Origin of the sequence: Gordonia prachuapensis (assembly GCF_036350515.1) — a bacterium.
In the GTDB taxonomy this organism is placed as follows: Bacteria; Actinomycetota; Actinomycetes; order Mycobacteriales; family Mycobacteriaceae; genus Gordonia; species Gordonia prachuapensis.
The window spans coordinates 74,026-97,091 of record NZ_JAZDUE010000006.1 but is presented as its reverse complement, the minus strand read 5'-3'; the positions used below and the strand labels follow the sequence as shown (position 1 = coordinate 97,091).

At 67.1% G+C, this 23,066-nt stretch carries 17 protein-coding genes; 14 read left to right on the top strand and 3 right to left on the bottom strand.

The genetic code is table 11. From position 1 onward, the window contains the following. Window positions 1-40 precede the first annotated feature (40 nt). From lspA to V1Y59_RS08700, 4 genes are all read left to right on the top strand, one after another. Window positions 41-646, top strand: a complete 606-nt coding sequence (lspA, locus tag V1Y59_RS08715; protein WP_330504435.1) for a signal peptidase II — start codon at window positions 41-43, stop codon at window positions 644-646. Beyond that, window positions 639-1,565 (top strand): RluA family pseudouridine synthase, encoded by a 927-nt coding sequence (locus tag V1Y59_RS08710; RefSeq protein WP_330504434.1) that lies wholly within the window; start codon window positions 639-641, stop codon window positions 1,563-1,565. Before lspA ends, V1Y59_RS08710 begins: the two co-directional genes overlap by 8 nt. 223 nt (window positions 1,566-1,788) lie before the next feature. Next, window positions 1,789-5,346 carry a DNA polymerase III subunit alpha gene (gene dnaE / locus V1Y59_RS08705; protein WP_330504431.1) on the top strand — a complete coding sequence of 1,186 codons (3,558 nt, stop codon included), beginning with the start codon at window positions 1,789-1,791 and terminating at the stop codon, window positions 5,344-5,346. Between the two features lie 145 nt (window positions 5,347-5,491). Continuing rightward, a complete protein-coding gene (locus V1Y59_RS08700; protein ID WP_330504430.1) occupies window positions 5,492-5,743 on the top strand; it encodes a hypothetical protein in 252 nt (83 codons plus the stop codon). 88 nt (window positions 5,744-5,831) lie between these two features. Here the strand turns inward: V1Y59_RS08700 and V1Y59_RS08695 are convergent, their stop codons facing one another. Next, window positions 5,832-6,749 carry an SMP-30/gluconolactonase/LRE family protein gene (locus V1Y59_RS08695; RefSeq protein ID WP_330504596.1) on the bottom strand — a complete coding sequence of 306 codons (918 nt, stop codon included), beginning with the start codon at window positions 6,747-6,749 and terminating at the stop codon, window positions 5,832-5,834. A 285-nt stretch (window positions 6,750-7,034) separates the two neighbouring features. Here V1Y59_RS08695 and ilvA point away from each other — a divergent pair, with 285 nt between their 5' ends. Continuing rightward, window positions 7,035-8,420 (top strand): threonine ammonia-lyase IlvA, encoded by a 1,386-nt coding sequence (ilvA, locus tag V1Y59_RS08690; RefSeq protein WP_330504428.1) that lies wholly within the window; start codon window positions 7,035-7,037, stop codon window positions 8,418-8,420. An 834-nt stretch (window positions 8,421-9,254) separates the two neighbouring features. Here ilvA and treZ read toward each other — a convergent pair. Further along, window positions 9,255-11,132, bottom strand: a complete 1,878-nt coding sequence (gene treZ, locus V1Y59_RS08685) for a malto-oligosyltrehalose trehalohydrolase (RefSeq protein ID WP_330504427.1) — start codon at window positions 11,130-11,132, stop codon at window positions 9,255-9,257. Between the two features lie 212 nt (window positions 11,133-11,344). Here treZ and V1Y59_RS08680 point away from each other — a divergent pair, with 212 nt between their 5' ends. Genes V1Y59_RS08680 through V1Y59_RS08640 form a run of 9 tightly spaced genes read left to right on the top strand, consistent with a single transcriptional unit; the run spans window position 11,345 to window position 20,648 of the window. Continuing rightward, window positions 11,345-12,196 carry an MlaE family ABC transporter permease gene (locus V1Y59_RS08680; protein WP_330504426.1) on the top strand — a complete coding sequence of 284 codons (852 nt, stop codon included), beginning with the start codon at window positions 11,345-11,347 and terminating at the stop codon, window positions 12,194-12,196. Between the two features lies 1 nt (window position 12,197). After that, on the top strand, window positions 12,198-13,064 hold the full coding sequence (locus tag V1Y59_RS08675) for an ABC transporter permease (protein WP_330504425.1): 867 nt from the start codon (window positions 12,198-12,200) through the stop codon (window positions 13,062-13,064). Window positions 13,065-13,076: 12 nt separating this feature from the next. Beyond that, entirely contained in the window at window positions 13,077-14,399 is a 1,323-nt protein-coding gene (locus tag V1Y59_RS08670; RefSeq protein ID WP_330504424.1) for an MlaD family protein, read from the top strand. Further along, on the top strand, window positions 14,399-15,433 hold the full coding sequence (locus V1Y59_RS08665; protein WP_330504423.1) for an MCE family protein: 1,035 nt from the start codon (window positions 14,399-14,401) through the stop codon (window positions 15,431-15,433). Before V1Y59_RS08670 ends, V1Y59_RS08665 begins: the two co-directional genes overlap by 1 nt. Further along, a complete protein-coding gene (locus V1Y59_RS08660) occupies window positions 15,430-16,419 on the top strand; it encodes an MCE family protein (RefSeq protein ID WP_330504422.1) in 990 nt (329 codons plus the stop codon). The genes V1Y59_RS08665 and V1Y59_RS08660 overlap by 4 nt, the downstream gene beginning before the upstream one ends. After that, entirely contained in the window at window positions 16,413-17,513 is a 1,101-nt protein-coding gene (locus V1Y59_RS08655) for an MlaD family protein (RefSeq protein ID WP_330504421.1), read from the top strand. Before V1Y59_RS08660 ends, V1Y59_RS08655 begins: the two co-directional genes overlap by 7 nt. After that, window positions 17,510-18,661 (top strand): MlaD family protein, encoded by a 1,152-nt coding sequence (locus tag V1Y59_RS08650; RefSeq protein ID WP_431309132.1) that lies wholly within the window; start codon window positions 17,510-17,512, stop codon window positions 18,659-18,661. Before V1Y59_RS08655 ends, V1Y59_RS08650 begins: the two co-directional genes overlap by 4 nt. Next, entirely contained in the window at window positions 18,658-19,842 is a 1,185-nt protein-coding gene (locus V1Y59_RS08645) for an MlaD family protein (protein ID WP_330504420.1), read from the top strand. The genes V1Y59_RS08650 and V1Y59_RS08645 overlap by 4 nt, the downstream gene beginning before the upstream one ends. 14 nt (window positions 19,843-19,856) lie before the next feature. Further along, window positions 19,857-20,648 (top strand): hypothetical protein, encoded by a 792-nt coding sequence (locus V1Y59_RS08640; protein ID WP_330504419.1) that lies wholly within the window; start codon window positions 19,857-19,859, stop codon window positions 20,646-20,648. A gap of 66 nt (window positions 20,649-20,714) precedes the next feature. On the opposite strand, the gene treY is transcribed toward V1Y59_RS08640, so the two are convergent. Continuing rightward, a complete protein-coding gene (treY, locus tag V1Y59_RS08635) occupies window positions 20,715-23,060 on the bottom strand; it encodes a malto-oligosyltrehalose synthase (protein WP_330504418.1) in 2,346 nt (781 codons plus the stop codon). Between the last annotated feature and the right edge of the window lie 6 nt (window positions 23,061-23,066).

Sequence of the window (23,066 nt, the reverse complement as noted above, 5' to 3'; positions counted from 1 at the left end):
GGGAGCGCTCATGGATGATGATGAGGTGGATGATGGACTCATGAGCGAACCGACATCTCCTCCGGTGGACTCCGGCGGTCGGTCGTCGCGGCACGAGAGCCGCCGTGTGGTGCGGAACCTGCTGGCCCTCGCGGCCGTGATCATCGGGCTCGATCTGCTGACGAAGACCCTGGCCGTCGCGTTTCTCGATCCCCAGGACCCGATCGAGATCATCGGCGACGTCGTCACGCTGACGTTGGTCCGCAACAGCGGCGCGGCGTTCTCGATGGCGTCCGGCTACACCTGGGTGCTGACCATCGTGGCGTTGTGCGTGGTGATCGGGATCATCCGCTACAGCAACCGGCTGCGCTCCGCCTGGTGGATCGTCGGGCTCGGCCTGGTCCTCGGCGGCGCCGTGGGAAACCTCATCGACCGCATCTTCCGGTCCCCGGGCCCCCTGCGCGGACACGTCGTCGACTTCGTGTCGGTGGGCTGGTGGCCGGTGTTCAATGTCGCCGATTCCGCCGTCGTCTGCGGTGCGGTGCTGCTCGTGGCCCTGTCGCTGCTGGGCTTCGAGTACGACGGTTCCCGCACCGGATGGGCCGCACGGCGCTCCGGTGGGGGTGACGCCGACGACCGGCCGGCCGCTGAGGACGCCGATGCGTGAGTCGCGATCGATGCCCGTACCCGACGGGCTCGACGGGATGAGACTCGATGCCGGTGTGTCTCGTGTCCTCGGGTTGTCGCGGACAGTGGTCGCCGCGCTCGCCGAGGACGGCGACGTCACCGTCGACGGTGTCGCGGTCGGCAAGTCGCACAAACTGACCGCGGGCAGCTGGCTCGACGTCACGCTGCCGGAGCCCGAGGAACCGCTGCGGATCGAGCCGACCCCGGTCGAGGGGATGGACATCATCTACCACGATTCGGACATCATCGTGGTGGACAAACCCATCGGGGTCGCCGCCCACCCGTCGCAGGGCTGGACCGGCCCGACCGTGGTCGGAGCGCTCGCGGCGGCCGGCTACCGGATCGCCACCTCGGGTGCCCAAGAACGCCAGGGCATCGTCTCGCGCCTCGATGTCGGCACGTCGGGAGTGATGGTGGTGGCCGTGTCGGAACGGGCGTACTCGCTGCTCAAGCGCGCGTTCAAGAATCGCGAGGTCGACAAGGGCTATCACGCGCTGGTGCAAGGACACCTCGATCCACCCGAGGGGACGATCGACGCGCCGATCGGGCGGCACCGGGGCAGCGACTGGAAGTTCGCGGTCACCGCGGCCGGCAAGCCGTCGGTCACCCACTACGACACCGTCGAGATGTTCGCGTCGGCATCGCTGCTCGACATCCACCTGGAAACCGGGCGCACCCATCAGATCCGGGTGCACTTCGCGGCCCTGCACCATCCGTGCTGCGGAGACCTGACCTACGGCGCGGACCCGGTGCTGGCCCAGCGTCTCGGCCTGGCCCGGCAGTGGCTGCATGCCCGGTCTCTGTCGTTCGCACACCCCGCCGACGGACGGCAGGTCACGTTCACCAGTCCCTACCCGGCCGATCTGCAGCACGCGCTCGACATCCTGCGCGACGCCTGACCCGCCGCCGACGGAACCCGGAATCCCGCCGACAGAACCCGGGTCGCCCGACACGCCGGTCCGACACACCGCGCCCCGTCGTCCCATCTGTCACATCGGGCGTGCCATGGCCGAGGCTGTCGGATCATCGGCATACAGTTGGGGCTGCCCGTTGGACACGCGATGGCCGGCACCGCGCGGGTGGGGAAACATTTCGTCGTAGAACATGAGGTGAGAGGCGTCCGTGGCCGATTCGTTCGTTCACCTGCACAACCACACCGAGTACTCGATGCTCGACGGTGCCGCGAAGGTGTCCCCGTTGTTCGCCGAGGCCAAACGCCTGGGGATGACGGCGATCGGTATGACCGACCACGGCAACATGTTCGGCGCGAGCGAGTTCTACAACACCGCCGTCGCCAACGACATCAAGCCGATCATCGGCATCGAGGCGTACGTGGCGCCCGAGTCGAGGTTCAACACCAAACGCGTCACCTGGGGCACCCGGGATCAGAAGTCCGACGACGTCTCCGGCTCGGGTGCCTACACCCACATGACGATGGTCGCCGAGAACGCGACCGGTCTGCGGAATCTGTTCAAGCTGTCGTCGCTGGCGTCGATCGAGGGACAGCTGGGCAAATGGTCGCGCATGGACGCCGACCTGATCGCGCAATACGCCGAGGGCATCATCGCCACCACCGGCTGCCCGTCGGGTGAGGTACAGACCCGGCTGCGACTCGGCCACGACCGCGAGGCCCTCGAGGCCGCGGCCAAGTGGCAGGAGATCTTCGGCAAGGAGAACTTCTACCTCGAGCTGATGGAACACGGCCTGGAGATCGAGCGCCGGGTCCGCGACGGCCTGCTCGACATCGGCCGCAAGCTCGGCATCAAACCACTGGTCACCAACGACTGCCACTACGTCACCCAGGAGCACGCCAAGAGCCACGAGGCCTTGCTGTGCGTGCAGACCGGCAAGACGCTGTCCGATCCCACCCGATTCAAGTTCGACGGCGACGGCTACTACCTGAAGTCGCCTGCCGAGATGCGCGAACTGTGGGACTCGATGGTCCCGGGTGGGTGCGACTCGTCCGTCGAGATCGGCGAGCGCGTGCAGAGCTACGCCGAGGTCTTCACCCACCGCGACCGGATGCCCGTCTTCCCGGTCCCCGAAGGTGAGTCGCAGCAGACCTGGCTGCGCAAAGAGGTCGCGAAGGGCCTGGCGGAGACCCGTTTCGCGGGCACCGAGGTGCCCGAGGAGTACCAGCGTCGGGCCAACTACGAGCTCGACGTCATCATCCAGATGGGCTTCCCGGCCTACTTCCTCGTCGTCGGCGACCTGATCGCGCACGCCCACGAGGTCGGCATCCGGGTCGGTCCGGGACGTGGTTCGGCGGCCGGTTCGCTGGTCGCCTGGGCGTTGGGGATCACCAACATCGACCCCATCCCACACGGGCTGCTCTTCGAGCGATTCCTCAACCCGGAACGTGTCTCGATGCCCGATATCGACATCGACTTCGACGATCGCCGCCGCGGTGAGATGGTGCGGTACGCGACCGACCGGTGGGGTAGCGACAAGGTCGCCCAGGTCATCACCTTCGGCACCATCAAGACGAAGGCCGCGTTGAAGGACTCGGCACGTGTGCAGTTCGGTCAGCCCGGTTTCGCCATCGCCGACCGGATCACCAAGGCGCTGCCGCCGCCCATCATGGCCAAGGACATCCCGGTGTCCGGGATCACCGACGAGAACCACGAGCGGTACGCCGAGGCGGCCGAGGTGCGCACACTCATCGAGACCGATCCGGACGTCAAGAAGATCTATGACACCGCGCTCGGCCTCGAGGGGCTGATCCGTAATGCGGGTGTGCACGCCTGCGCGGTCATCATGTCGTCGGAGCCGCTCACCGATGCGATCCCGGTGTGGAAGCGTGCCCAGGACGGCGCGATCATCACCGGCTGGGACTATCCCTCGTGTGAGGCCATCGGCCTGTTGAAGATGGACTTCCTCGGTCTGCGCAACCTCACCGTCATCGGTGACGCGATCGAGAACATCAAGACCAACCGCGGCACCGATCTCGATCTCGATGCCGCCCCACTCGATGACCCGAAGACCTACGAGTTGCTCGCCCGCGGTGACACGCTGGGTGTGTTCCAGCTCGACGGTGGCGCGATGCGCGAGCTGCTCAAACGCATGCAGCCCACAGGGTTCGAGGACATTGTCGCAGTGCTCGCGCTGTACCGTCCCGGTCCGATGGGCATGAACGCCCACAACGACTACGCCGACCGCAAGAACGGTCGCCAGCAGGTGAAGCCGATCCACCCCGAGCTCGAGGAACCTCTCAAGGAGATCCTGGCCGACACCTACGGGCTGATCGTCTACCAAGAGCAGATCATGCAGATCGCGCAGAAGGTGGCCGGGTACTCGCTCGGTCGAGCCGACATCCTGCGTCGTGCGATGGGCAAGAAGAAGGCCGAGGTCCTCGCCGCCGAGTTCGAGGGCTTCGAAGAGGGGATGAAGTCCAACGGCTTCTCCTCTGCCGCGATCAAGGCGCTGTGGGACACGATCCTGCCGTTCGCCGGATACGCCTTCAACAAATCGCACGCCGCCGGCTACGGCCTGGTGTCGTTCTGGACCGCCTACCTCAAGGCGAACTACAAGGCCGAGTACATGGCCGGCCTGCTCACCTCCGTCGGCGACGACAAGGACAAGGCGGCGATCTACCTGTCGGATTGCCGCAAGCTCGGCATCACGGTGCTGCCGCCCGACGTCAACGAGTCACAGCGTCACTTCGCGGCGGTCGGCGGCGACATCCGCTTCGGTCTCGCCGCTGTGCGTAACGTCGGTACGGGTGTCGTGTCGTCGATCCTGGCCGCGCGTGAGGAGAAGGGGAAGTTCACCAACTTCTCGGACTACCTCGGCAAGATCGACGTCACCGCATGCAGCAAGAAGGTCACCGAATCGCTCATCAAGGCGGGCGCCTTCGATTCGCTCGGCCATCCCCGCAAAGGGTTGTTCCTCGTGCACGGCGACGCCGTCGAGTCGGTCATCGGCACGAAGAAGGCCGAGGCCATCGGTCAGTTCGACCTGTTCGGTGCCGCGGGCGGAGACGACGGCTCAGCCGACGACAGCCTCGCCGAGGTGTTCGCGGTGAAGATTCCCGACGAGGAGTGGGAGTCCAAACACAAACTCGCCCTCGAGCGCGAGATGCTCGGGCTCTACGTCTCCGACCATCCCCTCGCGGGTGTCGCGCACGCCATCGCTGCGCAAACCGACACGTCGATCACCCAGCTGTTGGAGGGGACGGTGCCCGACGGGGCGCAGATCACGATCGGCGGCATCATCTCCGCGGTGAATCGTCGGGTGAACAAGAAGGGTGAACCGTACGCGGTGGTGACCCTCGAGGACATGGTCGGTGGCGTGGAGGTCTACTTCTTCCCCCGTGCGTTCTCCGTGTTCGGGATGGACATCGTTCCCGACAACATCGTGCTGATCAAGGCGCGGGTCAACGTTCGTGACGATTCGACGATGATCAGCGCCAACGACCTCGCGGTGCCGGATCTCGCTGCGGTGGGGACCGCGAAACCGGTGGCGCTGACCCTGAGCGCCCGCATCTGCACCCCCGACCGTGTGCAGGCGCTCAAGCAGGTGCTGTCGCGTCACCCCGGCACCGCGGACGTGCATGTGACGCTGATCAGCGAACAGCGGTCCACGGTGTTGCGGCTGACCGAGGCCCTGCGGGTCAGCCCGAGTTCGGCGTTGATGGGCGATCTGAAGGCCCTGTTGGGGCCGAGCTGTCTCGGCGGATGACCTCAGGCCGGCCTGGTCGGACGTGAACGTCATCACATCCGAACAGCAAGTTTCGGCCCACCGAACATTTTAGTTCCGGACGCGTTACACTGGCGTGCAGTGGAGAACACCCAGCCCGTGATCACCACCGAGCACGAGGAGCGTCATGACCGCAGCGAACATCTCCGGCCTGGTCGAACTCCGCCCCGCGCGGGTGCGCTCGCTCCCGCCGACGGTCGTCATCGCAGGTGTCCGGTGGCCGGCGTACAAGGTCCACGCCCTGCTCGTGGCGGTGCTCGTCGCCGTCGGCGCCCTGCTCATCACCGGATCGGGCCAGGTCGTCGCCTGTGCCGCCGGGGCGGCATTGCTGAGCATCTGGTGGGGCGAACGACTCTGGGTCACCCGCCGGAGCGCATGAGCGGCGTGCGATAGCCACAGTGACTTGGTGAATCCACCTTCCTTCCGAAGGAAGGTGGATTCTTCATTTCCGGGGTGCCTGCGGCCGCTCAGCGACCCGGGTATGCGGCGGTCGCACCTCGATCGAAGCCACCGGGGATCTCGTAGATTCGTCCGTCGAAACCGGCGCGGAACAGTCGGCCGGCCGAGAACCCACGGTCGCCGCGTCCATAGGACACCACGCTGGCGAATCCGGCACTCGACCCGAGCACACAGAACTGCCCGGGTGAGGTGACGCGGACGATCTGCCCGCTCACGTTGAACGGCACCACCGGCCGATCCCGCGAATCCAGCGTCAGCCCGTCGGGTGTCGCGGTGACATCGACGCCGCCGAGATTCAGCAGGCTCTGCACGATCCGCGGGTTCGACGTGGAGATGCGACTGACGCCCGGATTGACGAACGTCCGTGAGACGTAGAGCCATCGGTCGCCGCGGCCGAGGACGGCGCCGTTCGCGCTCGGCAGCGAGCCCCAGTCGGCCTGTACCGCACCGTTCGGGTAGGCGCGTCCGACGAGGTTGCCGAAGTCGTTGGTGGCGTAGACGATCCCGTTGCCGGCGACGTCCATCCCGTTGGATGCGGACAGTCCGCGCACCCAGGGCCGCATCGCGAGGGTGCCGATGTCGAGGCGTGCGATTCCGGCGTGACGCAGCGCGTCGCCCGCGACGACGCGGGGATCGGCTCCGTAACCCACCAGCAGTGTGCCGTCCGGCGTCCAGGCCAGCCCGCCGGCACCGCTCTCGGGTACCCGGGCGATCGGAACCGCCGGCGCACCCGGTGCGGACAGCCGGAACACACGGCCCGAGATCAGGTCGGTGGTGTACATGCGTCCCGCGGCGTCGACGGTCAAACCCTGCAGCGCAGCACCCGGGACGACACCGACCAGCCGCGGTGCCTGGCCCGCGCCGGCGCAGATCGGTGCGGCCGATGCGGTTCCGGGTGCAATGGCGGTCAGCAATGCGGCGACCATCGATATGGCGGCCGCGATCACCCCGGCAGCGGGAAGCCGTCGTCGGTGTGGTCGGGGCCGCCGGCCCGGAGCGTGGGAACGACGATCGTCAGGGTCCGAGCTGCTGCGTCCGAACATGCCGGCCTCCCGCATCGGTGGTGGTCGCCTGCCACCCGGGATCTCGAACGGCTACGGCGTTGGCCCTGTGCGGAGTCTATGCCGCCCGCGAGGAGCCGTCGAGGAACGAACCCGACCCGACCCGGCGCCGTGACCTCCCGCGCGCCGCCGATCGGGGCAGGTGAGAGCATGGAGATCGTGAGTACCCAGCAGGCACCGGTTCATCAGCACGACCACCAATTGACGGGCGACGCCGTCAGCGCGTCGGTCGAGCGAATCGCCGCCGCGGTCGCCCGCACCCCGCTCGAGGAGGCACCCCGCATCTCGGCGGCCATCGGAGCACGGGTCCTGCTCAAGCGTGAAGACCTGCAGTCGGTGCGCTCGTACAAGATCCGCGGGGCCTACAACGTGATGGCGCAGCTGTCCTCCGAGGAGTTGGCCCGCGGGGTGGTGGCCGCCAGCGCCGGCAACCATGCACAGGGTGTCGCGTTCGCGTGCCGGTCCATGGGGGTGCGCGGTCGAATCTACGTCCCGACGACCACGCCGAAGCAGAAGCGCGATCGGATTCGTTGGCACGGCGGGGAATTCGTGGAGCTGCTCGCGGTCGGGGAGACCTACGACGCTGCTGCCGCGGCGGCGCAGGCCGACGTGATGCGCACCGGGGCGTCGTGGATCCATGCATTCGACGACCCGCGTACGGCCGCCGGTCAAGGCACCATCGCCCACGAGATCGTCGAGCAGCTCGGTACCGTGCCCGACGTCGTGGTCGCCCCGGTCGGCGGCGGCGGCTGCCTCGCCGGGATGGCGACCTACCTCCGGTCGGTCGGCGACGACGTGGCCATCGTCGGCGTGGAACCCACCGGTGCCGTGTCGCTGAGCGCCGCACTCGCCGCGGGCGGGCCCGTCACGCTGGACACGATCGATCCCTTCGTCGACGGTGCGGCGGTGAAGCGGATCGGTTCGATCGGGCACCGGGTGATGTCGTCGCTGGGCGCCACCATCACCGATCACCCGGTTCTCGCCGAGGTCGCCCCCACGTCGGCCGTCGATGTTCTTCCCGCCGATGCCTGCCATGTCACGTCGCCGGGCAGCGTTCACATCACCCACGTCGACGAGGGCGCGATCTGTACGACCATGCTCGCGCTCTACCAGAACGAGGGGATCATCGCCGAGCCGGCCGGCGCGTTGGCCGTGACCGCGCTGTCGTCTCTGCAGATCGCGCCGGATGCGACGGTCGTCTGCCTGGTGTCCGGCGGCAACAACGACGTCTCGCGCTACGGCGAGATCATCGAGCGGTCGCTGGTCCACAAGGGTCTCAAGCACTACTTCCTCGTCGACTTCCCGCAGGAGCCGGGCGCGCTACGCCGCTTCCTGAACGAGGTCCTGGGACCGGACGACGACATCACCCTGTTCGAATACGTCAAACGCAACAACCGCGAGACGGGTGCCGCGCTCGTCGGCATCGAGCTGGGCGAGCCTGCCGGGCTCGCCGGACTGATGGACCGGATGTCGCACTCACATCTGCATTGCGAGCGCCTGGAACCGGGCACGCCGGCATACGACTACCTGACCTGACCGCGTAACTCCCGCTGATCGAGTAGACCGGAGCGTGACCCTCCCGTTGATCGAGTAGACCGGAGCGCTAGCGGAGGTCGTATCGAGATCTATTTCGCGGCAAGGGATCTCGATACGGTCTCGCCTAGCGGCTCGCCCTACTCGATCAGCGGTTGGGGGTGTCTTTTGTCGATCGAGTGGACCGGAGCGTGACCTCCCGTTGATCGAGTAGACCGGAGCGCTAGCGGAGGTTGTATCGAGATCTATTTCGCGGGAGGGGATCTCGATACGGTCTCGCCTAGCGGCTCGCCCTACTCGATCGGCGGTTGGGGGTGTCTTTTGTTGGTCGAGTGGACTGGAGCGTGATCTCCCGTTGATCGAGTAGACCGGAGCGCTAGCGGAGGTTGTATCGAGATCTCGCTGGGCGGCTGGGGATCTCGATACGGTCTCGCCTAGCGGCTCGTCCTACTCGATCAGCGGTTGGGGGTGTCTTTTGTTGGTCGAGTGGACTGGAGCGTGACCCTCCCGCTGATCGAGTAGACCGGAGCGCTAGCGGAGGTCGTATCGAGATCTCGTTGGGCGGCTGGGGATCTCGATACGGTCTCGCCTGGCGGCTCGTCCTACTCGATCAGCGGTTGGGGGTGTCTTTTGTTGGTCGAGCGGGCTGGAGCGTGACCGTCCCGTTGATCGAGTAGACCGGAGCGCTAGCGGAGGTTGTATCGAGATCTCGTTGGGCGGCTGGGGATCTCGATACGGTCTCGCCTGGCGGCTCGTCCTACTCGATCACCGGTTGGGGCGGCTCGTCCTACTCGATCAGCGGTACGGGGTGGCTCGCCCTACTCGATCAGCGGACCATCACCGAAGCCTTCCGATCACGACATTGTGCCCCGGACTGCGCACCGCAGCGTCATCGACGGTCACGTCCTCCCACACCAGCGCCGGGTCCATCCGGATCGGCACGGCCGTCTCGTCCTCGCCGAGCACGCACACGACCACCCAGCCGCCCCGGAACATCGCGAACCAGCCGGCGTCGTCGTCGAAGTCGGTGGTGACGGAAGCGAATCCGGAGGCGGCGAAGTCGGCCTCGGACTTCCGCAGCGCGACGAGATCCCGGTAGAACGCGAGCATGCGCGCGTGCTTGGGCTCGTCGAGCTCCGACCAGTCGAGCTTCGACGACTCGAAGGTGGCCGGATCCTGCGGATCGGGTACCTCCGCCGCGTCCCAACCGTGCTCGGCGAACTCGCTGCGTCGCCCGGTCCGCACCGCCTCGGCGAGTTCCGGTTCCGGGTGGGAGGTGAAGAAGGCGAACGGGGTGGCGGCGGCCCATTCCTCGCCCATGAACAGCATCGGCGTGAACGGTGACAAGAGCACCAGGGCCGCTTTGATCGCGAGTTGCCCACTATCGAGGTACGCCGACGGCCGGTCGCCGGTCGCCCGGTTGCCGACCTGGTCGTGGTTGCAGGTGTAGGTCACCAGCGCCGAGGCCTCGATGATGTCGGTCGGGATCGGCCGGCCATGGCGGCGGCGGCGAAAAGACGAGTAGGTGCCGTCGTGGAAGAAGCCGCCCTCCAGAACCTTTGCCAACCCGTCGAGACCGCCGAAATCGGCGTAGTAGCCCTGGCGCTCACCCGAGACCGTGGCGTGGATCGCATGGTGGATGTCGTCGTCCCACTGGGCGGCCAGCCCGTAGCCGCCCAGTCGACGGGGGGTGATGAGCCGCGGGTCGTTGAGGTCGCTCTCCGCGATGAGGGTCAAGGGTCTGCCGAGTTCCTCGGCGAGCCGGTCGGTGGCGACGGCGAGCTCTTCGAGGAGGTGGACGGCACGGTGGTCGGCGAGCGCGTGCACGGCGTCCAGACGGAGACCATCGACGTGGAAGTCGCGAAGCCAGCGCAGCGCGTTGCCGAGAATGAACGCGCGTACCTCGTCGGAGTCGGGCTCGGCCAGGTTCACCGACGACCCCCAACTGGTGGTGCCCTCGGTGAGATACGGGCCGAAGTCCGGTAGATAGTTTCCCGACGGCCCGAGATGGTTGTAGACCACGTCGAGCACCACACCGAGACCACGCGAGTGGCAGGCGTCGATGAATCGCGCGAATCCGTCGGGCCCGCCATACGGTTCGTGCACGGCGTACCAGGCGACCCCGTCGTAGCCCCAGCCGTAGGTGCCGTTGAAGGCGTTGATCGGCATCACCTCGACGACGTCGACGCCGAGCGCCACCAGATGGTCGAGCCGGCCGATTGCGGAGTCGAATGTGCCCTCCGGGGTGAAGGTGCCGATGTGCAACTCGTAGAGCACGGCACCGCGCATGTCGATGCCGGACCAGTCCTGGTCGGTGAAGGTCGACTCGTCGAGTCGGTGCAGGGCGGACGCCGAGTGCACTCCGTCGGGCAGGCGGACCGAGCGCGGATCGGGCAACGGGTCCCCGCCGTCGACGACGAACCGGTAGCGCACGCCGGCGCGGTCCGCAGTACGGATCTCGCTCGGGATCGCGCCGGACGGGGACATCCACCATTCCGGCTCGGACGGGTCGCGCTGCAAGGCGACATCGGTGGTATCGCCGGCATCGGTACCGATGACCAGGGTGACGGTGCCGGCGGCGGGTGCCCAGACACGGATCTCACCCGGATGCGACGGCGGTGTGTAAGGACTCGCCGGGACCGAAATGCGAGTATTTCGCGCACGTTGGTCGCTCGTCCCAGTTATGGTGTCCGGAGCCCCTGACTGATCGGTCATCCAACACAAGGTATGTCGCGGACGCTACCGCCGCAGATGTCGGTACTGTGACCCGTAGCACAAGCAAGATATCGAAGCGAGGTATATTACCGGGCCGGGGGTCGTCGACAGGGGGAAGCCGTGCTCGAGTGGTCTGACAGGACACTCTGCACGGATCATATATGTGATATGACGAGCCTCGATCAGGGGCAGCCGACAGCAGGGGCAGGGGAGTGACGACTGACACGGCGACCTCGCGCGGCGAGGGCACACGTGGTTCCGGCGGTGTTCGTCGGTGGTTCCGTGAGCACGTACTGGCGTCGTTCGACACCTTCGGCCGGCAGATGGCGATGTTCGTCGAGGTCTTCCGCGTCCTGATCGTCGACCTCGTCAAGGGCCGGTTCCCGTTCCGGGAGTTCGTCCGCCAGTGCGCCTTCATGGCCAGCACCTCGGTGTTCCCGACCCTGTTGGTCGCCATCCCGATCGGCGTGATCGTCTCGATCCAGGTGTCCAACATCGCCGGTCAGATCGGTGCCACGTCGTTCTCGGGTGCCGCCACCGGTCTCGGCGTCATCCGGCAGGGCGCGCCGTTGGTCACCTCGCTGCTGCTCGCCGGTGCGGTGGGGTCGGCCATCGCCGCCGACCTGGGTTCCCGCACCATCCGCGACGAGATCGACGCGATGCGGGTGATGGGTGTCAACCCGGTCGAGCGCCTGATCTCGCCGCGACTGCTGGCCACCATGGTGGTCAGCTTCCTGCTCTGCGGATTCGTGTGCTTCGTCGGGTTCATCACCGGCTACGTGTTCAACGTCTACTTCCAGGGCGGCACGCCGGGCAGTTACACGGGCACATTCGCGTCATTCGCGTCGGTGGCCGACCTGGCCTTCGCGATCACCAAGGCCGTCATCTTCGGGGCGATCGTGGCCATCGTCGCGTGCGATCGTGGGCTGACCACCAAGGGTGGGCCGGCCGGCGTGGCCAACTCGGTCAACGCCGCGGTGGTCAACTCGGTGTTACTGCTGTTCACCGTCAACGTCGCGCTGACCCAACTCTTCGCGATCCTCGTCCCGTCGAGGGTGGTGTGACGTGACCGCATCACGCTACGTACCGCCGCTCCTGCGCCCGGTCGAGGCGGCCAAGGGCCTCTACCGGGGCCCGCGGAACGCGCTCGCCGCGATGGGGCACCTGATCACCTTCCTGGTGAAGTCGATCGGTTCGGTCCCGATCACGTTCACCCACTACCGCAAAGAGGTGTGGCGGCTGCTGTCCGACGTCGCCTGGGGCAACGGCGCGATCGTCGTCGGCGGCGGCACCGTCGGCGTCATGGTCATCCTCGGCATCATGGGCGGCGCGACGGTCGGCATCGAGGGTTACACCGCGCTCAATCTGCTCGGCATGTCGCCGTTGACGGGTGGTCTGTCCGCGTTCGCGACGACCCGCGAGATCGCCCCGCTGCTCGCGGCAACCGCGTTCACCGCGCAGTCGGGGTGCCGGTTCACCGCCCAGCTCGGTTCGATGCGGATCAGCGAGGAGATCGACGCGCTGGAATCGATCGCGATCCGCCCGCTGCCGTATCTGGTCACCACCCGGATGTCGGCCGCGGTGCTCGCGATCGTCCCGCTCTACTCGGTGTCGCTGGCGGCCAACTACCTCGCCTGCCAGGTCATGTTCCAGCTGCAGAGCGGCCAGGGCGCGGGCACCTACCTGTACTACTTCAACCAATTCCTCGTCTCCGGGGACATGGCGTTCTCTTTCGTCAAGGTGATCGTCTTCGTGCTGCTCACGACGTTCATCCAGTGCTACTACGGGTATTTCGCCTCAGGCGGACCCGAGGGAGTGGGGGTGGCCGCGGGTCACGCGATCCGCATGGCGATCATCGTGATCGTCTTCGCGAATCTGGTCATGACACTGGTCTTCTGGGGCACCTCGCCCGGAATTCAGATATCGGGTTAGGGGGACAGACCGATGCAGATCGACACCGACGGCCGCAACCCCTCGCTCCCGCAATACATCCTGCGCGGGGTCGCATTCCTCATCGCGCTGCTCATCCTGTTCGTGCTGCTGTTCATGCGCTACCAGGGCGTGTTCACCTCGACCGTCCCGGTGACCGCGAAGCTCACCGACGTCGGCGACGGACTGATCACGCAGGCCGACGTGCGCTACAACGGGCTGATCGTGGGGTCGGTGAAGTCGATCGAACTCAGCGACGAGGTGGGGCCGCGCAATCTCCAGTACAAGAACGTCGAGATCGACATCGACCCCGACCAGGCCGACGGCATCCCGGAGAACGTCACCGCGCGCACGGTTCCGGCCAACCTGTTCGGTGTGAACTCGGTCCAGCTCATCCGGCCCGCCGACCCCAGCGAGGACCATCTCACGTCGGGGACCACGATCCCGGCCGACGAGTCGTTGCCCACGCTGAAACTGCAGGACGCCCAGAACGAGTTGCGAATCCTGTTGCAGGCCGTCCCACCCGAGGATCTCGCCTCGGTGCTCGGCGTCATCGCCGACGCACTCGAAGGGGGCGGCGCGGTGTTCGGCGCGTTCGTGCCCCTGCTGGACAACTACTGGCAGACCATCAACGCACAGTTCCCGCCGGGTGCACCGGGCGGCTTCGACAACTTCGACAACGCGGTCCGGGGTCTGGCGGAATCCACGCCCGAACTGCTCGACACCCTGGGCCGCAGCGTCATCCCGGCGATGACCGTCGCGGAGAAGCAGCAGGAACTGACCGCACTGTTGTCGGCGGGCCAGGGCCTCCTCGACGAGACCCAGGCGTTGTTCGCGGCCAACGGGGACAGCGGCAAGCGCGTGGTGGGTGATCTCAACCGGCTGATCGGTGCCGCGGTGCTCGAGCCGGAGTCACTGCCGCAGGGGTTGGAGGCACTCAACAACCTCGCGGCCCGGGTGCTCACCGTCTTCACCGGTGTCAACGGCCATCCGCAGCTCAACATCGGGGTGAACTTCGGTGCGTTCGAGCGCTACACCCGGCAGAACTGCCCCGTCTACAACGGGGGGCCGTACGGAACGATGCGCGGCCCGAACTGTGTCGGCCCCGGCACCGGCACCGGCCCCACGAGTTCGGGTCCGCTGACGATCTATCCGTCCGACGGCATGCGCCGTGCCGCGGAGACCTTCGGGATGGTGTCGACGTCCGGTGACAAGGTGACGTTGGGTGAGGCGCTGCGCCGCCAGCCGAACACCGCCGACACACTGATGCTCGGACCACTCGTGCAGTCGTCGCAGATCGTGCCGGACGCACCGGGCGAGCGGGAAGGGGGCCGCTGATGAGCCACGGACAAACCAGTATTCGCAGGCCCCTCATCGGTTTCTCGATCTTCGCCGTCATCGCGGTGTTGCTGACCTACGTCATCTGGTCGACGCTGGAACGTGCGCTGCCGGGCGACACCCGCACGTACGACACCGTCTTCAACGACGCGTCGGGTCTGGCCTCCGGCGACGATGTGCGGATGGCGGGTGTGCGGGTCGGTCGCGTCGACGAGATCGTGCTCGACGACGGGCGCGCCCGGGTGAGCTTCGAGGTGCTGACCGATCAGTCGGTGTTCACCAACACCAAGGCGGCCATCCGCTACCAGAACCTGATCGGGCAGCGGTATGTCGCGTTGTCGCTGGTGCCCGACGAGCCCAGCAACCCCCTGCCCGCCGGGTCGACGCTGCAGCAGCCGTCGGAGGATTCGTTCGACGTCACGGAGTTGCTCGCGGGATTCCAGCCGGTCTTCGAGACGCTGGAACCCGATCAGGTGAACGCGTTGTCGGAGGGTCTGATCCAGGCGTTCCAGGGCAACGAGGTGTCGTTGAGCTACACGGTCGCCGAGGTGGGTCAGGTGGCCAGTGACATGGCCGACCGTGATGCGGTCATCGGGGCCATCATCGACAATCTCAGCGGCGTCATGCGTGACCTCGCACTGCAGGGTTCGCAGGTCGGGACAGTGATCGACAGCATCTCCACCCTCATCGAGAACCTCAACGCCAACTCGGCCGCGTTCGGTCGCTCGGTGTCCCAGATCGGGGAGACGGCAACCGGTTTCGCCGACGTCCTGGCCCGCAGCCGCTCGTCGCTGGCCGGCGCCGCCACCGACGCGCGCGCCGCGACCGACACACTCATCGCCAACGGCTCCAAGCTCGACGGGATGGCCTTCCAGCTGCCGATCTTCCTCGGACACTTCCCGATGGTGCAGGGGCAGGGAGCGTATCTGAACATCTACGCATGCGACCTCGACATCGCGATCGGTGACGTTCTCTTCCCGCCCGGGATCATCAACAAGATCGGCGGCACCAAGCACTCGGAGGTGTGCCAATGAGTAGGTGGCGCAACTATTTCCGCGAGAACAAGCGGATGTGGTACGGCGTGATCGGCGCCGTGGTGATCGTGCTGCTGGTCCTGGGCGTCACCGCTCTGGCCCAGGCGCACCTCGGCAAGAAGACCTACGTCGGTGAGTTCGCGCAGGCCGGCGGCATCCGTCCCGGCGACAAGGTGCGCGTCGCCGGCATCGACGTGGGCGAGGTCAGCGCCACCGACCTCGCCGGCGACCAGGTGGACGTCACCATGAAGGTGAACGACGACGTCGACGTCACCGCGAACGGGTCGGCCGAGATCAAGATGTCGACCCTGCTCGGACAGCGCTACGTCGATGTCACCCTGGGTGATTCGCCCGACCTGCTCGACGGCGACCGCATCACCGACACCCGGGTCCCGTATGACCTGCAGAGGACCATCGAAGAGGGCACACCGATCATCGCGGGCATCGACGACGTGGAACTCAGCGAGAGCATCCGCACCCTGAACCTGCAACTCGCCGGCGCACCCGCGGTCACCAAGCCGACGCTCGACTCGCTGACCGCCATGTCGGAGATCATCACCAACCGGCGCGATCAGATCAACCAACTGGTCAGCGACACGAAGGCCGTCACCGCGATCGTCGACGACAGCCAGGCTCAACTGTCCATCATCGTCGGTCAGGGTCAGCAGCTCGCCGAGAAGATCGCGACCCGGGAGGCGCTGGTCACCCGGATGCTCGACGGCATCGCGGAACTCGCCGAGCAGGCCCGCGCCGTCGCACGCGAGAACGGCAACCAGTTCGCGCCGATCATGGCCAACCTCAACACCATCTCGCAGGGTCTGGAGAAGAACCGGGCGAACCTGCGCAAGATGCTCGAGGTCCTGCCGCTGACGGCACGCACCACCAACAACGTCCTCGGCGACGGCCCGTACGCCAACGGCTACCTGCCGTGGGGCATCTTCCCCGACAACTGGTTGTGCACCGCCCGGGTGGTGGACGGATGCTGACAAACCGTATGCGTCGTTCGATCGCCCTCACGGCGGTGTCCCTGTTCGCCGTCTTCGGAATCTCGGGATGCTCGCTCATCCCGGCATCGTGGACCTCCGCGTTCGGTTGGGCCATCGAGGCGACCGCCTACTTCGACGACGTCTCAGGTCTCTACGAGGGCAACGACATCGCCGTGCTCGGCATGCCGGTGGGCCAGGTGACCTCGGTGCAGCAGCAGGGCGGTCGGGTCAAGGTCACGTTCACCGTCGACGAGGACGTCCCGGTGCCCGCCGACGCCACCGCGGCCATCGTCAACACCTCGATCGTCACGACCCGTCACATCGAACTCACCCCCGCCTACACCGAGGGGCCCGAACTCGTCGACGGCGGGGTGATCGAGGAGACGAAGAGTCCGGTGTCGGTCGGCGAACTGTTCGACTCGATCGACCGTTTGATGGTGTCGTTGTCGGGCGACGGCCCGGGTGAAGGGCCGATCGCGGACATGATCGACATCACCGCCGGCATCACCAGCGGCAACGGCGAACGGATGCGAGTCGCGCTGGACGAACTCGGCCAGGCGGCGGAGGTGGCCTCCGGCAACGGCGACGCGCTCGTCGACATCATCCGTACAGTGCAGGACCTCACGTCGACATTGGTCGCCAACTACCCGAAGATGACGGCCTTCTCCAACTCCATCAACGACGTGTCCCAGATGCTGCGGACACAGGCGCCCGGTCTGCAGGCCGTGCTCGGCGACCTCAATGTGGCTCTGCAGAACACCACGGTCTTCCTGCAGAACAACTCCGGTGCGATCGGTTCCTCCACCGGCCGGCTCGCGGCGCTCGCGGCCAATCTCAGCGACTTCTCCCGCCAGGTGGTCGAGACCATCGACCTCGGCCCGCTGCTGTTCCAGAACCTGAGCAACTCGGTGTCACCGGAGCAGGGAGCCTGGCGAGCACAGGTGCTCCTCGACAAGTCCCTCATCGACACCGAATTGGTGTCGACGTTCTGCCAGGCGATCAACCTGCAGGAGAACGGTTGCCGAACGGGACGGCTCGAGGACTTCGGCCCGGACCTCGGGGTGTTCTCCGCGATGTTGGAGTTGGCGAAATGACCCGGGACGGAGTGCGGCCCTTCCGAGCGGTCGGCGAACCGCGGAGCCCCCGGCGGCTGCGCCGGCGCGGGGTGGTGACGCTGACGGCGGCCGCCGTGCTGGCGATGTCCGGGTGTGGGGTGGTGCCCGGGCTCACCGTCGAGCAGATCCCGCTGCCGGCACCCGGCGGCATCGGTGACTCCATCGACATCACGGCGACCTTCGACAACGCCCTCAACCTGCCCACGCGCGCGAAGGTGAAGCTCAACGGTATGGATGTCGGCCAGGTGTCCGACATCGTCGCCGAGGATTACACCGCGGTGGTCACCATGCAGGTCGGCGACGCCACGCAGCTGCCCGTCGGGACGGGCGCCGAGCTGCGCCAGGCCACGCCGCTCGGTGATGTGTTCGTCGCGCTGCTGCCGCCACCCGGCGAGCCGGAAGGCTATCTCGCCGACGGCGATACCCTGACGGGTCCGACGTCGGCGGCGGCCACGGTGGAAGACCTCTTGGTCAGCACCGCCGGGGTCGTCGACAGCGGATCGATCAACTCGCTCACCGTGATCCTGATCGAGCTGAGCAAGGCGGTCTCGCCGAACCCGGATGCGTTGTCCGGGTCGATCGAGGGCCTCACCACCGCGATCACCAAGTTCAACGAGAACGCGTCGCGGGTCGACGAGTCGATGCGCCAGACGAGCGTGCTGACCGGTCAGCTCGCGGCCGGCCGCGCCCAGATCATGGCGTCGATCAACAAGCTCGCACCGGCGGTGAACGCGGTGAACAGCCAGATCGGGCAGATCCTGACCACACTGGACAAGACCAACCAGGTGACTGCGGCGACGAACGACTTCCTCGGCTCCGAATCGGACAATCTCGTCGAACTGCTGGCGCACCTCGAGACCGCCCTCGACGGACTCCGGGAAGGGGCGGTCACGCTGGGCCCGCTGGCGGACAATCTCGCCGAACTGACGCCGAAATGGGTGAAGGCGACCCCGGGTAGCGCTGCCGCGTTGTCGTCGAAGGTGTACTACCTGAACCCGGGTGTCGGATTCGACTCGGCGACGCGGTTGCCGGAACTCGAGGACGTCGACGCGGCCTCGGAGGCGTTACAGCAGACGCTGACCCGACTCCTGGCGCGGCTCAACGGAACACAGGGGTGCTGCGGATGAGCGCGTCGGGAGGCCCGATCATGTGGCTGCGCAAGCATGCGGTGTTGTTCGGCAACCTCGGGTTGATCCTGGTGATGCTGGTCGGCCTGGCGTATCTGTCGTTCGGAGCGCTGCGCTGGGATCCGTTCCAGGGCACCTATCAGCTCACCGTGCACTTCCCGAACTCCGGTGGGCTGCAGGAGACCTCGGGTGTCACGGTGCGTGGCGACCGTGTCGGCGACGTCGAGGACATCCAGGTGCAACCGGACTCCGTCGACGTGACCGTCGCGATCGCCGAGGACGTGAAGATCAACCGCAACGCCGTGGTCGCCGCCCTCGGACTGTCCGCCGCGGGTGAACAGTACGTCGACTTCCAGCCGGCCACCGCCGACGGTCCGTACTTCACCGACGGCGACGAGATCAACATGAATCAGACCCGGGTCACCGCGCCGTTCCCGGGAACACTGGAGGCGACGCTCGACGTCGTCGACCAGATCGACCCGGTGAAACTGCGGTCGGCGATCGACAACCTGGAGGTCGGGCTCGGCGCCGACGGCACCGGCGACAACGTCCTGGAATCGTTGTTCGTCTCCGGCGGAACGATTTTCGCCGACCTCGCGCGGGTGTTGCCGGAGACCACGGAACTGATCTCGAACACCGGCACGATCCTGCAGACGACCGCCCAGATCCAGCCCGATCTCGGGACGACCGTCGATTCGCTGAGCACCATCGTCAATGCCGCGGTCGCCGCCGACCAGGAGTTGCGGACGCTGCTCGATCGGGGGCCGACCCAGCTGACCAGCCTGACCGGCTCGCTCAACCAGATCCGGGATCCGGTCACCGACGTGGTGGGCCAGCTCGTCGACATCGCGCGTCAGGGCGCACTCCGGGCGCCCGCGATCGCCAATCTGTTGCCGTCGATTCGGGACGCGAGCGTCAAGAGCCTCTCCATGTTCCACGACGGTGCCTGGTGGGCGTTCGGATCGGTGTATCCGCGGCCCCACTGCAACTACGCGGTCACGCCGGTCCGGCCGACCAAGATCCTGGAACTCACCGTCCCGACGAATCTGTACTGTGTCACTGAGGATCCGCAACAGCAGATCCGGGGATCGGCCAACGCACCACGGCCGCCCGGTGACGACACCGCCGGTCCGCCCCCCGGTTTCGACCCGAACGCGCGAACCGTGCCGCTCGACAAATGATGTGAAGAGTAGGAATGACCGAGCAGGACAAGCCGACCGACGACTCCGCAGAGACCGAGGTCGACGAGACCCCCACAGCCGAGGCCACCCCGCGACCGCGGACGAAGGCCGCGCGTAAGTCGGGTGGATCGTCGGCGCGGCCGTCGACCGACCGTGAACGCGACGAGACCACCGCACAGACCGACGAACCCGGGAAGATCCCGTCGTCGGAACCACGTCAGTTCTCGTTGACATTCACCAGCGCAGGCCTGGCGAAGGTCGCCGCCGCGATCATCGCGATCGTTGCAGTCGTCGGCGTCGCCTTGCTCGGGTGGGGGTATTACCAGGAGCGTCAGCGACTCGACGCGTTCGACGGCAGCAAGGCGGCCTCCGAGGAATTCGTCACCAAGTTGGTGAGCACGATGACCAAGGACGGGGTCGGCAGCATGAAGGAGCTGCTGGGCCCGTTGTCGACCGGCGAGTTCCGCCAGCATCTCGAACAGCAGCAGTCCGACACCGCCGAAGCGGTGGAGCAGCTCAACCTGCAGGACGCCGAGTCGGCGGTGAAGTCGGTGTCGGTGGAGACCTTCGACACCGATACCGCGCGCACCGCCGTGCTGATGGAGGTCAGCGGTACGAGCACGCTCGCGCCGGACGGTGGCCAGAGCCTGATGTTGATGTGGCTCGATCTGCGCAAAGAAGACGGGCAGTGGCTGGTGTCGGAGCTCAGCGGGGCGCAGGCCGGCATCGGGCCGGAACAGGGTGGTGGCGCCACGCCGCCCGCGCCGGAACCGCAACCGGCTCCGGCGCCTGCGCCGGCGGGCTGACACAGACCGTCTCGGCGCTCCGGTCCCGGCAGGTCTCGAGCGGTAGGTCGTGCGGAGCTGTAGCGTTCACTCGGCCGGGGTCAGCAGGGCCAGACCGTGCCAGGTCGCCAGGTCGGCGAGCGATAGCGTTGCCTCCCGGAACTTTTCGCCATCGGCGCCGGAGGCGAGCTCGTCGCGCCACCGACCCGCGGGGAGGGTGACGGTGGTCGACGCCCGGTCGTGGTCGGACAGCGCATGGGTGAAGCGGGTCGCGACCACGACGACGCGCGGGTTGTCGCCGGCGGTCCGGGCGAAGGCGATGACGTGATCGGCGCCCCGTCCCTCGGCGTGCACGGGCAGATAGCCACTGCCGGCGCGGAAGGCCTCAGCGTGCTCGGCGCGCACTCGCAGGGCGGTTCGGACGAGCCGGGTCTTGGGGTGGTCCGTGGACTGCGTGTGATCCACCGGTCGTCGGTTGTCCGGGTCGACCAGCGAGTCCTCCCACCATTGGGTGCCCTGGTAGACGTCACCGACCCCGGGACCCAGGAGCGCGATCATCTTGCGGCCCAGCGCTTCCGACCGCCAACTGGGGGCGATCTCGGTCACCAGCCCGGAGATGGCCTCCGCGGCGGGCCCGGACGTGATCGCCGCGATCCAGTCCGAGAGTGCGGATTCGAAGTCGTCGTCGACCTCGGTCCAGGTGGTGCGCAGGCCGGCTTCACGGACCGCCTTGGTCGCGTAATCGGTGATGCGGCTGCGCAGGATGTCGTCGACCGCACCATCGGTCGGCCACACGCCGATGATGTTCTGCAGCAGAAAGTAGCCGGTCAGATCGTCCGGAGGCGGGGTGGACCGCCAGATCGTGTCGACCATCATCGACCATCGTTCGGGCACCTGGGTCAGCACGGCGATACGTGCACGCACATCCTCGCCGCGTTTGGTGTCGTGTGTCGAGGTGGCCGTCATCGCCCACGGCCACTCACGCGCCCGGTGGACGTTGTGCGCGTGGAACTCCCGTAGACCCATCGTCGGGTCGGCCGGGTCGCCGCCCACCTCCTGGGCCGACACCAGGCGGGCCGTGCGATAGAAGAGGCTGTCCTCGACACTCTTCGCGGTGACCGCCCCGCACGTCTGAGCCAACCGTGACGTGGCCGCACCCGGACTCGCCGTGGCGCGCACCACCAGCTCCATGGCGGGGGCGAGACGAGCTGTGCGCGAGGTGATCTCGGATGCGATCCGCTCCAGTCGCGGACGCAGCGCCGGGTAGTCGGCGCGATACACCCCCAGGTCGGCGATGAGTTCGGCGGTCGCTTCCTCGACCGCCTCGGCGTCGGCCGACGGATCGGAATGGGTGACCGCACGCACCAGGCGGCGGTGCTCGGTCGGGAACATCGAGCGCAGCGTGGTCAGCTTGCGGTCACGCTCGGTGCGGTGCAACCACGCTCCGTCGCCGGGGACGCCGGTGATCCGTTCGTGGATCTCGCCGAGTTCGATGACCCCGGTCGGTGCGGTGAACACCGCGTCGATGACCCGCATCTGGTCGTAGCCGGTGGTGCCGTCGACCGGCAGGGTGGGCTCCAGCGGTTCGTCCGGGGCGAGGATCTTCTCGATGTAGAGGAGGCGGTGTTCGCCGATGTCGCCACGCAGGCGCCGGAGATACGACTGCGGATCCCACAGACCGTCCGGATGATCCACCCGGACACCGTCGATCAGGTCCTCGTCGATGAGGTCGAGGAGCCACCGGTGGGTCGCCTCGTACACCGCGGGCTCCTCCTGGCGGAGGCCCGCGAGCTCGTTGACGGTGAAGAACCGTCGGTAGCCGATCAGGCCGCTGTTCCACGGCACCAGGCGGTAGTGCTGCCGGTCGTGGACCTCGAGTGGGCTAAGTGCACCGGTGCTGCCGGGAGCGGTCGGGAAGACGTGGTCGTAGTAGCGCAGGTGCCCGTCCTCGACCACGAGTGGGGACAGGTCGCCGTCGGCGGCGAGCACGGGTAGCGCGATCTTGCCGTCGGCGCCGTTCGCGGTGGAGAAGTCGACGTCGAAGAAGCCGGCATAGCGCGACGCCGAACCATAGCGCAGCAGGTCGCTGAACCACGGGTTCTGCGACACGTCGGCGACCCCGGTGTGGTTCGGCACGATGTCGATGATCAGGCCCAGTCCGAGAGCTGTTGCGGCGCTGCGTAATTCGCGTAGACCGGACAATCCGCCGAGTGCGGGGGCGACACCGGGCGGCGGCACCCAGTCGTAGCCGTGCATCGAGCCGGCGGTGGCGCGGCCGATGGGGGAGAGGTAGAGATGGCTCACCCCGAGTTCGGCGAGATGGTCGAGGATGCCGATCACCTCGGCGAAGCCGAAGTCCGGGGTCAGCTGGATGCGATAGGTCGCGACGGGTTCACGTGACCCGCCGGTGGCGGTCGAGCGGTCGGTCGTCATCGGTGG

What these genes read in the sequence shown, in the direction of transcription:
- V1Y59_RS08650 (WP_431309132.1), top strand. Translation starts at nt 17,510, where the DNA reads ATGACCCGGGACGGAGTGCGGCCCTTCCGAGCGGTCGGCGAACCGCGG.
- ilvA (WP_330504428.1), top strand. Translation starts at nt 7,035, where the DNA reads ATGGAGATCGTGAGTACCCAGCAGGCACCGGTTCATCAGCACGACCAC.
- V1Y59_RS08645 (WP_330504420.1), top strand. Translation starts at nt 18,658, where the DNA reads ATGAGCGCGTCGGGAGGCCCGATCATGTGGCTGCGCAAGCATGCGGTG.
- V1Y59_RS08660 (WP_330504422.1), top strand. Translation starts at nt 15,430, where the DNA reads ATGAGTAGGTGGCGCAACTATTTCCGCGAGAACAAGCGGATGTGGTAC.
- V1Y59_RS08670 (WP_330504424.1), top strand. Translation starts at nt 13,077, where the DNA reads ATGCAGATCGACACCGACGGCCGCAACCCCTCGCTCCCGCAATACATC.
- V1Y59_RS08665 (WP_330504423.1), top strand. Translation starts at nt 14,399, where the DNA reads ATGAGCCACGGACAAACCAGTATTCGCAGGCCCCTCATCGGTTTCTCG.
- treZ (WP_330504427.1), bottom strand. Translation starts at nt 11,132, where the DNA reads ATGACCGATCAGTCAGGGGCTCCGGACACCATAACTGGGACGAGCGAC.
- V1Y59_RS08655 (WP_330504421.1), top strand. Translation starts at nt 16,413, where the DNA reads ATGCTGACAAACCGTATGCGTCGTTCGATCGCCCTCACGGCGGTGTCC.
- lspA (WP_330504435.1), top strand. Translation starts at nt 41, where the DNA reads ATGAGCGAACCGACATCTCCTCCGGTGGACTCCGGCGGTCGGTCGTCG.
- V1Y59_RS08695 (WP_330504596.1), bottom strand. Translation starts at nt 6,749, where the DNA reads ATGGTCGCCGCATTGCTGACCGCCATTGCACCCGGAACCGCATCGGCC.
- treY (WP_330504418.1), bottom strand. Translation starts at nt 23,060, where the DNA reads ATGACGACCGACCGCTCGACCGCCACCGGCGGGTCACGTGAACCCGTC.
- V1Y59_RS08710 (WP_330504434.1), top strand. Translation starts at nt 639, where the DNA reads ATGCGTGAGTCGCGATCGATGCCCGTACCCGACGGGCTCGACGGGATG.
- V1Y59_RS08640 (WP_330504419.1), top strand. Translation starts at nt 19,857, where the DNA reads ATGACCGAGCAGGACAAGCCGACCGACGACTCCGCAGAGACCGAGGTC.
- V1Y59_RS08700 (WP_330504430.1), top strand. Translation starts at nt 5,492, where the DNA reads ATGACCGCAGCGAACATCTCCGGCCTGGTCGAACTCCGCCCCGCGCGG.